General features: G+C 64.5%; 8 protein-coding genes and 1 tRNA gene. 2 read left to right on the top strand and 7 right to left on the bottom strand.

All coding sequences use genetic code 11. The features are described 5' to 3' along the window. Positions 1-1221 (bottom strand): cation:proton antiporter (locus YH64_RS24270; RefSeq protein WP_255444715.1); only part of this gene is annotated, 1221 nt, incomplete at its 3' end. Positions 1222-1506: 285 nt separating this feature from the next. Here YH64_RS24270 and YH64_RS24265 point away from each other — a divergent pair. Further along, positions 1507-1597 (top strand) — tRNA-Ser (locus YH64_RS24265). A 115-nt stretch (positions 1598-1712) separates the two neighbouring features. Here YH64_RS24265 and YH64_RS24260 read toward each other — a convergent pair. The 4 genes from YH64_RS24260 to YH64_RS24245 form a co-directional block, all read right to left on the bottom strand. Beyond that, positions 1713-3308 carry a methyl-accepting chemotaxis protein gene (locus tag YH64_RS24260; RefSeq protein WP_370512775.1) on the bottom strand — a complete coding sequence of 532 codons (1596 nt, stop codon included), beginning with the start codon at positions 3306-3308 and terminating at the stop codon, positions 1713-1715. Positions 3309-3681: 373 nt separating this feature from the next. Continuing rightward, positions 3682-4299 carry a flavin reductase family protein gene (locus YH64_RS24255; RefSeq protein WP_046803366.1) on the bottom strand — a complete coding sequence of 206 codons (618 nt, stop codon included), beginning with the start codon at positions 4297-4299 and terminating at the stop codon, positions 3682-3684. A 3-nt stretch (positions 4300-4302) separates the two neighbouring features. Next, on the bottom strand, positions 4303-5259 hold the full coding sequence (locus YH64_RS24250; RefSeq protein ID WP_046803367.1) for a carbon-nitrogen hydrolase family protein: 957 nt from the start codon (positions 5257-5259) through the stop codon (positions 4303-4305). Between the two features lie 16 nt (positions 5260-5275). Continuing rightward, complete coding sequence (locus tag YH64_RS24245; protein WP_046803368.1) at positions 5276-6928, bottom strand: MFS transporter; 1653 nt, start codon at positions 6926-6928, stop codon at positions 5276-5278. A 171-nt stretch (positions 6929-7099) separates the two neighbouring features. Between YH64_RS24245 and YH64_RS24240 the strand changes: the two genes are divergently transcribed. Next, a complete protein-coding gene (locus YH64_RS24240) occupies positions 7100-7966 on the top strand; it encodes an IclR family transcriptional regulator (RefSeq protein ID WP_046803369.1) in 867 nt (288 codons plus the stop codon). A 44-nt stretch (positions 7967-8010) separates the two neighbouring features. On the opposite strand, the gene YH64_RS24235 is transcribed toward YH64_RS24240, so the two are convergent. Continuing rightward, positions 8011-8994, bottom strand: coding sequence for a tripartite tricarboxylate transporter substrate binding protein (locus tag YH64_RS24235; protein ID WP_046803370.1), 984 nt, complete (start codon positions 8992-8994; stop codon positions 8011-8013). Between the two features lie 72 nt (positions 8995-9066). Further along, the gene (locus tag YH64_RS24230; protein WP_046803532.1) at positions 9067-10194 is read right to left on the bottom strand and encodes a mandelate racemase/muconate lactonizing enzyme family protein; all 1128 of its coding nucleotides are present in this window, start codon (positions 10192-10194) and stop codon (positions 9067-9069) included. Positions 10195-10276 lie beyond the last annotated feature (82 nt).

Here is a 10276-nt window from a genome sequence, read left to right as displayed (position 1 = left end):
GCTTGTCGACGTGTCAGCTGAAGAACCGGACAACGGCTCCGACTCCGGCGAAGGCGCCGTCTGCGCAGGGCCGGGCAGATCCGCCATGCCGCCCCGGTTCTCCGGCACGCGCTCCAGCAGCTTGATCAGCACCGGCACCACGCCCATCGAAATCGCAACCACCACGGACAGCACATCGCGCTGTTCAAGATTCACCAGGTGGTTGTCCCAGGCTTCGTTGAAGATGGCGAAGCTGAACTCGCCGCCTTGGGCCAGCACCATCGCGAACAGCAGCCGGTGGTAGCGCGGCAAGCCCAGAAAGCGCGCGAACCCATACAGGACCAGCGCCTTGACGACCAGCAAGGCGGCCACGCCGCCAAGAATGAACGACCAGTGGTCGGCCACCACCTTCAGGTTGACGGACATGCCGATGGCCAGGAAGAACAGGCCCAGCAGCAGCCCCTTGAAGGGTTCGATGGCGCTTTCAAGGTCGTTCCGGTAGCGCGATTCCGCCATCAACACGCCCACCAGGAAACCGCCCAGACCGGCTGACAGGCCGGCGTAGTCGAACAACTGCGCGGCGCCCACCACCATCAACAGCGCGGCCGCCGTGAACAGTTCTTGCAGCTGCGCCTTGGCGGCCCAGCCCAGCAGGCGCAGCCGATACGCCAACGTCACCACCGCCACGGCCACCAGCGCTTCCTTGAAAGACGGGGCCGACGTGCCGTCGGAGCCCAGCAGCCCCGCCGCCACCAACATCGGAATGGCTGCCATGTCCTGAAACAGCAGCACCCCCAGGGCCGATCGCCCCAGCGGCGTGCGGGTCAACGTGCGCTCATCCAGCAGCCGCAGCGCCACCGCCGTCGACGACAACGCCAGCGACAAGCCGCACAGCACGGCAGCCTGCCATCCCATACCGGCCAGATGCCGCAGCGCCGCGCCAAACACCAGGCCCAGCAGCAGGCCGCAAACCAGCATCTGCAAGGTGCCCAGCAAAAAGACCTCGCTGCGCATGGCCCACAAGCGCTTGGGCGACAGTTCCAGCCCGATGATGAACAGCATCATCACCACGCCCCATTGCGACACGTTGATCATGGTGTCGACGTTGGTCACCAGCTTCAGGCAGGACGGCCCGATCAGCACGCCCGCGATCAGGTAGCCCGGTATGGCGCCCAGCCCCAGCCGCTGGGTGATCGGCACGCACAACACGGCGGCAAGCAGAAGGATAAGGATCAGGTCCATGGAACAGGATGCCGGCTGGGGATGATGGGGGAAGGCCGAAGGCGCGCAGCGCGAATGGAAGGATTCTGGGCAAAGATCGCGACCACCGGAAGCGTGCGATGCCTCCCTTCAAAGATTTTTTCGCACCCCCTTTACACACAAGAAAAAATTCCTGTAGAATTGCGGGCTTCGCTGCTCCAACAACGAAGATCCTTCCGACCAGGGATCTTTCAGTGAAGCCTCTTTTAAGAACTTGAAGTCTGGGTCTTAAAGCAAGGAGGCACCACCGTTTTGGAACCCAGCCACGGAGAGGTGGCAGAGTGGTCGAATGTACCTGACTCGAAATCAGGCGTACGGTATCCCCGTACCGTGGGTTCGAATCCCACCCTCTCCGCCAGTATTCAAGAACGAAGCCCCTGAGAAATCAGGGGCTTTTTTCTTTGTGCGGCGGGCAGACGGCTGAAGAGTCAGGTGACCCCGCCGTGCCGTGCCCTACCCCGCCCTACCCCGCCCTACCCTGCGCGGGCCAATGCGTGGCCGATCGCGACGCGCGGCGAGGCATGCGCTACCGCGACAACCCCCGGTAACTTGAACGCGCTGACTGCCCGGGTCAGCTCCGCTGCCTGGTCCTGCATCGACCCGGCGGCCGCGGCGGCTTCTTCTACCAGTGCGGCGTTTTGCTGCGTGACTTCGTCCATTTGCGATACCGCGCGGTTCACCTGTTCGATGCCGTCGGCCTGTTCGGCGGAGGCCGCCGCGATTTCGCCCATGATGTCGGTCACGCGCTGCACCGAGCTGACGATTTCCTGCATGGTGGTGCCGGCGCGTTCGGCGCTGATCGAGCCTTGGCTGATCTTTTGGACGGTGTCTTCGATCAGCGTCTTGATCTCCTTGGCTGCTTGCGCGCTGCGTTGCGCAAGCGTGCGAACTTCCGCTGCGACCACCGCGAAGCCCTTGCCCTGCTCGCCCGCGCGCGCGGCTTCCACGGCTGCGTTCAGCGCCAGGATGTTCGTCTGGAACGCGATGCCGTCGATGACGGACACGATGTCGGCGATCTTGACCGAGCTGGACGAAATGACGTTCATCGTGCTGACGACCTCGGACACCGTCGCGCCACCGCGCGAGGCCGTGTCGGAGGCGGCCGCGGCCAGTTGGTTGGCCTGGCGGGCGCTGTCGGCGTTCTGCTTCACGGTGGAAGACAGTTGCTCCATCGAGGCCGCCGTTTCCTCTAGCGATGCCGCCTGCTGTTCGGTACGGGACGACAGGTCGGTGTTGCCGGCCGCGATTTCGCCCGACGCGGACGCCATGCTGTCCACGCCGGTGCGGATGCTGGCGACCGTGCCGGCCAGGTTGGCGTTCATGGATTCCAGCGCCTGCATCAGCTGGCCGATCTCGTCGCGCGAACGCACGGCGATCGTGCTGGTCAGGTCATTGGCGGCGACGGTGCGCGCCACGCGCACGGCGTCGGCCAGTGGGCGAGTGATGCCGCGTGTCAGCAACACGGCCAGTACCAGGCCCGTAACCAGCGCAATCGAGCCGATCACGATCATCCACAAATTGGCGGCGCCGTAGGCGCTTTGGATGTCGGCCGCGCTGGCATCGATCTCGGCGCGTTGCAGGTCCGACAGCTTGTTGATCTGGTCGATGAACTGGCGCGTGGCCGGCAGGAATTCCTGCGTGAAGACGCGGTTGGCCGCCTCGACGTCGCCGTCCTGCTTGGCTTTGAAGATGGCGTCGCGCGTGCGCAGGTAGTCGCCGCGAGACTTGCGGATGCCTTCCCACAGGCGTTTTTCCTCGTCGGTCTCGATCAGCGGTTCGATCTTTTGTTGCAACGCCGACGAATTACGGGTGGACGCGGCCGCCTCTTCCGTGAAGAAACCGGCCAGGCTGGCGTCGGCGCTTTTGGCGATGGCGGTGGTGCGCGTCACGCCGGTCTGGATATTGCGGCCCCAGTCGCTGATCAGGCGTTCCTTGATGAGCGAACGCTGCGTCACGGTTTCGACCGATTCGTTGATGTTGGCCAGACTGACCAACCCCACGATGCACATGACGATAATCATCGCCAGCAAGACGGAAAAGCCACCCGCAAGACGGGTTCCAAGCTTCATGTTTTTCATACTGCCTCCAGCATCCACCCAGGCGCGTGAATGCGGGTTTTGGCAGCTGCATGGCGCCGGACTATGCCGCCGCCGTCGCAAGCCAGACGCCCGCAAGCCCCTGGATGATCCGCCCCCAAAAATATTGGTGTTCGTTGTGTCAGGTAAATGCCGCCGGAGAAGTCGGATTCGAGGATTCTCTTGACGGTCCGGGAAATGCTAGCAGCCCGGATTTGGGCGGCATCGGGCGAAATGGAGAACTTTTTGCCACAAGCTCGCGCGTTTGCGTAACCGCCCGCCCGCCGCCGAGGGCGAAAAAAAAACGGCCGATGCACGATGCGCGGCCGCTGAAAAATGATGCGGCCGTGATGGCCACCTTGTTGCGTCAATCCGTCACGGTGGGCCGCGCCAGCTGGAACAGGTCCGTGCTGCGGGCGTACCAGCCGCTGCCGTGCATGCGCGCCACCAGCCCCATCTCGGTCGTGTTCACATAGCCGCGCTCGGCGTCCTGCACAAAGGCGTCGTCCACATGCGCGCCCAGCACGCGGCCGATGACGACCACCTGGTGCGGGCCGGTCACGATCGTGGCCTGGCTGACGCATTCCAGCGACACCGGGCTGCCCTGAATAAGCGGTGGACGAACATGCGCGGCGGGCAGCGCGGTCAGCCCGGCCTTGGCCAGTTCGTCCACGCCCGGAGGGTAGTCGGCGCAGGTCTGGTTCATCTGCTGCATCAGCGCTTCAGGCACCAGGTTCACCACGAACTCGCCGTTTTCGATGATGTTGGCGCTGGTGTCCTTCAAGTCGCCGTTGGCGCGGCGCATCAGGCCGATGGCGACGGTGGGCGGCTGGTGCCCCATGACGTTGAAGAAGCTGAACGGCGCGGCGTTGACGCACCCGTCGGCCGATATCGTGGTGACCCACGCGATCGGCCGGGGGGTGACGGTCGAGGTCAGCAGCTTATAGACCGTCTGCGAAGGCAGCGCGCTGAAATCAAAATGCATGGCTTAGGGCTCCTGGCCGCCCGCGCCAAGCGCTGAGACGGCCCGCTTTTCTCGGGTATCGACCTGCAACTGGAACACGTCGGGGCGAGCGTAATGGCCGGCCACATCGAAGTCGTACTTGCCGCGCAGGATCTGGTTGCGGTTGATGTCGGCGTACAGGATGGTCTCGTCCGAGAAATCCGGCCCCGCCAGCACTTCACCAAGGGGGTCGATGATAGCGCTGCCGCCGCGCATCAACACGGTGTCGGGCGCATCGCCCAGCGCGCATTCGAAGTCTTCCGGGTAGGCTTGGCGGCGCAAGTGCTGGCACGCCGTCAACACGTAGCAGCGGCCTTCCAGCGCGATGTGGCGCATGCTGGGAATCCAGCTGTCGCGGTCATCGGCCGTGGGCGCGCAATACAGCGCCACGCCCTGGCTGTACATGTACATGCGCAGCATGGGCATGTAGTTTTCCCAGCAGATCACAGCGCCGATCTTGCCGTAAGGCGTGTCGAAAACAGGCATGGTCGAGCCATCGCCAAAGCCCCAGATCAGCCGTTCTCCGGCCGTGGGCATCAGCTTGCGATGCTTGCCGACCAGGCCCTTGGCGCCGTTGAAATACAGCACGGTGCAATACAGCGTGCCGCCGTCCGCTTCGATGCAGCCCATCACCACGAAGCTGTCGGTGTCGGCCGCGGCCTGCGCCACGATGGCCACTTCCTCGCCATCCAGCGCGATGGCCTGCCGGTGGTAGCTGGCGAACGCGTCGCGGCCTTCGGGCTTGCGCATGCCGATGGGCGCGCCAAAGGAATTGCCCTTGGGATAGCCGCCCAGAAAGGCTTCGGGAAACACCAGCACCCGCGCGCCCTGCTCGGCCGCCTGCCGGATCAGCGAAGCCGCCTTGTTGGCGCAGGCAACGCTGTCGGTGGGGATGGACGCGGCCTGGATCACGGCGGCCTTGAAACTCGCTTGCACGGACATGTTTCTCCTCGCTTTTTTAGTGGATGGGGTCTTCGTCGATGGCTTGGGCGCGGGTGTTCGGCAGGAACAGGCTGCCGATAACGCCCACTACCACCATCACGACAACCGGGTACATCAACCCGCCAAAGATATTGCCGCTGGCCTGGGCCAGGTAGGTGGCGGTAAAGGGCACGATGCCGCCGAAGATGCCGGCGCCGATGTGATACGGAAAGGATAGCGCGGTGTAGCGGATGCGGGCCGGGAACAATTCCACCAGGTACGACGCGACCGGCCCGTACACCATGGCGACCACGGCGGTCATCAGCACCAGGATCAGGATGATGGTGGCGCGGTCCACGCGCGCGGGGTCGGCGCGATCGGGGTAGCCCGCCGCGCCCAGGGCGCGGGCGTAGGCGGCGCGGTCAAAGCCGTTGACGGTGGTGCCGCCCACGCTCATCGCGATTTCCTGCCCGGGCAGCGGCGCGGCGTATTCGAAGTTGATGCCCTTGCCGACCAGGAATTTCTTGGCCTGCACGCACACCTTCTTGTGATCGGCGTGGCTGCCGATCATGGCGGCCTGCAAGCCGAAGTCGCATGCGCCGCCGCTGGTGTCGGCGTGCACGCGGACCGGCGTGCTTTGCATGGCTTGCGCCAGCGCCGGGTTGCCAGCCTTGAGCAGCACGTCGAACATCGAGTGATAACCCAGGGCGGCGATGAACAGCCCCGCCATCATGATCCACTTGCGGCCGATGCGGTCGGACAGCCAGCCGAACAGCACAAAGGTCGGCGCGCCGATGATGAAGCCGATCAGGATCAGGGTGTAGACGCTGGTCTGGTCCAGCTGCACCGCCTGTTGCAGAAAGATCATCACGTAGAACTGGCCCGTGAAATACGTGGCGCCCTGGCCGGCGGTAACGCCGATCAGCGCCAGGATCACCAGGCGCAGGCTGGACCACTGGCCAAACGTTTCCTTGATGGGGTTTTTCGACAGGCGGTTCTGCTGCTTCATCCGCGTGAACACGGGCGATTCGTGCAGCTTGGCGCGCACGTAGATCGAAATGGCCAGCATCACGATCGACAGGATGAACGGCAGGCGCCATCCCCACTGCCGGAAATCATCGGCGCTCATGGATGCCTGGGTGCACAGGATGACGACCAGCGACAGGATCAGGCCGGCCGACGAGGTGATCTGGATCCAGCCCGTCAGCAGACCGCGCCGCTTGGGTTCGCAGTGCTCGGCCACGTAGATCACCGCGCCGCCGTACTCGCCGCCCACCGCCAGGCCCTGCACCACGCGCAGCGTCAGCAACAGAATCCAGGACAGGTGGCCCGCCGATTCGTAGGTGGGCAGGCAGCCGATCAACACGGTAGCCCCGCCCATCATCACAACCGTGATCAAGAAGGTGTACTTGCGGCCCCACTTGTCCCCCAGGTACCCGAACATCACCGCGCCCAGCGGCCGGATGATGAAGCCGACCGCCAGCGCGCCCAAGGCGGCCAGCAGCGCAACGGTGGGATTGTCCTGCGGGAACAGCACCTGGCTCATGAAAACCGCCAGCGTCCCGTAGATGAAAAAGTCATACCACTCGAACAACGTGCCCAAGGTCGAGGCCACCACCACCTGGCGTTCCTCTTTGCGACTTAGCGTCGGCGCCGCAGCCGCGCGCCCCATTGCCACATTAGCTTCCATGCTTGCTTTCCCCTGTGTTTTTAGATTGATACTGCTGTACGCATTAACTATTATCAAACTTAAAACCCGGGCGGACAAAGCTGGGGGAAACCCGGAACGGGCCGCGTGGACCCGTCGAAAGCGGCCGGACGCCGCTGCTACACTGCCGCCAAACACACAGTGGAGGCAGTGATGGCAAGGCCCGCCGGCAAGGTAGACAAGGACACGGAAAAGACGCCGACCGCGGCGCGCAGGGGCATCCAGTCCATTGAAGTGGGCTTTCGCATCCTGGACCTGATCCGCAAGACGGGCCGGCCCTTGCCTCTGAAGGACATCGCGGACGCCTGTGAGCTGACCGTGCCGAACGTGCACTACTACCTGGTCAGTTTTCAGAAGGTGGGCGTGGTGCAGCAGCATGCGGACACGGGGCACTACGGCCTGGGGCCCTACGCGCTGCGCCTGGGGCTGGCCGCGCTGGAACAGTTCGACGTCTTCACCACGGCGCGGCCGATCATGGCCGAAGTGGCCGCCGTCACCGGGCACACCGTGTTTTTGGGCGTGTGGGGCAACAAGGGGCCGACCATCGTCTATCGCGTGGAAGGTAGCCGCAGCCGGCCCCTGCTGGAATTACGCGTGGGCACCGTGATGCCGCTGCTGTCATCCGCGCTGGGCCGCAATTTTCTGGCCCATCTGCCCGATGCCTTGACGCGCGACCTGCTGGAGCGGGAACTGGCATCGTCCGTGCCGGAAAGCCACGGCGGGGCGCCGGGCAATTCCTACACGCTGAAAGACGTGCAAGCCATACGCGACGAAGTGCAAAAGCACCACATCAGCCGCTGCCGCCACGCGCTGCTGCCGCACTTTACGTCGCTGTCCGCGCCCATCTTCGACATGCTGGGCGAAATGACGGCCGCCATCACGCTGATGGGGCCGGTGGGCGCCATCGACGACGACCTGGATTCCGGCACCGCGCGGCTGCTGCGCGAAAAAGCGCGGTCGATATCGGCGATGGCGGGATGGGAAGGGTCAGAGCCGGTCGGGGCAACGCGCGCCGGTTGACGCGCGACGCCGGCTCAGGTGCATGCCGGGGCGCGCCGGCAGGGTCAGCTTTCCACCACGATCTTCGCGTCTTTGATCGTCTTGGCGTACTTGCGCTGTTCCTGCGCCATGAAATCGGCAAAGCGCTGCACGCTGCCGCCACCGTCTTCCGCGCCGACCTGCGCCAGCTTTTCCTGCACATCCGCCATCGCCAGCACCTGGTCGATGTCTCGATTCATGCGCCGGACCATGGCGTCCGGCATCTTGCCGGGGCCCACCATGCCGAACCAGATGCTGGCCTCGAAACCGGGGTAGCCCTGTTCGGCCACCGTGGGCACATCCGGCTGGCTCTTGGAACGCTGTTGCAGCGTCTGCGCCAGCGCGATCACCTTGCCCGATTGCAGCAGCGGCGTGGCGGTGGTCATGCCTTCGAAGCAGTACTGCACATGGCCGCCCAGCAGATCGTTCATCAGCGGCGCCGATCCCTTGTAGGGCACGTGCAGCACGTCGATGCCAGCACGCGCCTTGAAGATCTCCAGCGCCAGGTGTTGGGCCGAGCCGGCGCCGGCGGACCCGAACACAATCTTGCCCGGCTGCGCGCGGCACAGCTTGACCAGGTCAGGCAAGGTCTTGGCGGGTTGCGAGGCGCCGCCGATCAGGATGGTGGGCGTTTTGCCGACCAGCGCGATGGGCGTGAAATCGCGGTCCACCGAATAGGCAAGCTTGGGATGCAGGCCGGGCGCGATACCGTGGCTGTTCACATGCGCCATCAACAAGGTGTTGCCGTCATTGGGCTGGCGCGCGACCTGTTCGGCGGCGATGACGCCGGCCGCGCCCGCCCGGTTCTCGACGATGACGGGTATGTTCCACATCACACCCAGCTTTTGCCCCAACAGGCGCGCCAGCACATCGGTGCCTCCGCCGGCCGGAAAACCCACCACGATTTTCACCGGGCCGGACGGCATGTCCTGCTGCGCTCGCGCCGTCACGGGCAGCACGAGCGCCGCCCCCAGCGCCGCGGCGCCGGTCATGAATTGCCTGCGTTGCATTCTTGTCTCCTTGCGCCGGTCCCGAAGGCCGGCAGCTTTTATTGGAAAAGCGCCGCCTGCTTGTGATGGCGCCTAGCGACTGACGCGGACCCACTTGCCAAATTTTTCCACCATGCGCTCGTCAAACCCAAAACCCAGGCCCGGCTCCTGATGCAGCACCACGCGGCCTTGCTTGTGGGTTAACTGCCGATCGACCAGTTTGCGGAAATTCAGCACCTGGTCGTCCCAGAAGAACTCCACGTAGCGCGCGTTAGGCGTGGCCGCCACCAGCGGCGCGTGCACGTCGTGGAACCAATGCGGGCACACCACGACGCCATAGCTGGCGGCGGTGGCGGCAATGCGCTTCCATTCGGTGATGCCGCCGCAGACGGCCGCATCGGTTTGCAGGATGCCGGCCGCGCCCTTGTCGAGCAGTTCCTTGTGGTACCAGCGGCCATAGCCGATTTCCGCCGTGGCGATGGGCAGATGCGTCAGCCGCGCCAGCTTGGCATGGCTGTCGATATCGTCCGGGCCAAAGGGTTCTTCGATGAAATACGGTTCGTACTGCTCGAAGCGGCGGATGTACTGCATGGCCTGCGTCACGTCCTGCCAGGCGTTATTGCAATCCATCATCAGTTCGACGTCCGGGCCAACCGCCTCGCGCGCCGCCTTCAGGCGCGCCTCTTCTTCGCGCGGCGACAGGCGGCCCGTTTTCATCTTGACGGCGCGAAAGCCCTTGTCCACATAGCTGGCCATTTCTTCGCCCAGATGCTGCGGCGTCTTGCCGTCCAGGTAATAGCCGCCGCTGGCGTAGGCCGGCACCGTCTCCAGTTCAACGGCGCCCAGGAATTTGTGCAGCGGCAACCCGGCCGTCTTGGCGTTCAAGTCCCACAGCGCGATGTCCAGTGCGCTTAACGCGCGCATCACCGTGCCCTGGCGGCCTTGCAGCAGCGCCTCTTGGTACATGGCCTGCCACAGGCCTTCAACGGCATGCGAATCGCGGCCCAGCAGCACGGGCGCCAACAGGCTTTGCACGGCCGCTTCGAAGATGGCGCCGCCGGCGCTGCCCACATAGCAAAAGCCGATGCCCTCGACGCCGTCGGCGGAACGAACCTTGACCAGGCCGTAGTGGCGGGTGGATACGCTGCGGTTTGAAAACGACGTGACTTTGTCCAGCGGCACGGCGGCGGCGCAAACGTCGATGGATTCAATAATGGGCACGGCAAGCTCCTTGATGGCGGGTTTCCAACATGCCGCGCCGTGGCCTGATGCGCGCGGGCGGCTGGGGTTGAACGTATTCTTG

Source organism: Achromobacter sp. LC458 (genome assembly GCF_001005835.2).
GTDB lineage: Bacteria > Pseudomonadota > Gammaproteobacteria > Burkholderiales > Burkholderiaceae_B > Achromobacter > Achromobacter spanius_B.
Note: the sequence above shows the minus strand (reverse complement) of the source record. Positions and strands in the feature narration are given on the sequence as shown.

Excerpts from the sequence above, each read along its gene's own strand:
- YH64_RS24260 (WP_370512775.1), bottom strand. The coding sequence starts at position 3,308 with ATGAAGCTTGGAACCCGTCTTGCGGGTGGCTTTTCCGTCTTGCTGGCG.
- YH64_RS24255 (WP_046803366.1), bottom strand. The coding sequence starts at position 4,299 with ATGCATTTTGATTTCAGCGCGCTGCCTTCGCAGACGGTCTATAAGCTG.
- YH64_RS24250 (WP_046803367.1), bottom strand. The coding sequence starts at position 5,259 with ATGTCCGTGCAAGCGAGTTTCAAGGCCGCCGTGATCCAGGCCGCGTCC.
- YH64_RS24245 (WP_046803368.1), bottom strand. The coding sequence starts at position 6,928 with ATGGAAGCTAATGTGGCAATGGGGCGCGCGGCTGCGGCGCCGACGCTA.
- YH64_RS24240 (WP_046803369.1), top strand. The coding sequence starts at position 7,100 with ATGGCAAGGCCCGCCGGCAAGGTAGACAAGGACACGGAAAAGACGCCG.
- YH64_RS24235 (WP_046803370.1), bottom strand. The coding sequence starts at position 8,994 with ATGCAACGCAGGCAATTCATGACCGGCGCCGCGGCGCTGGGGGCGGCG.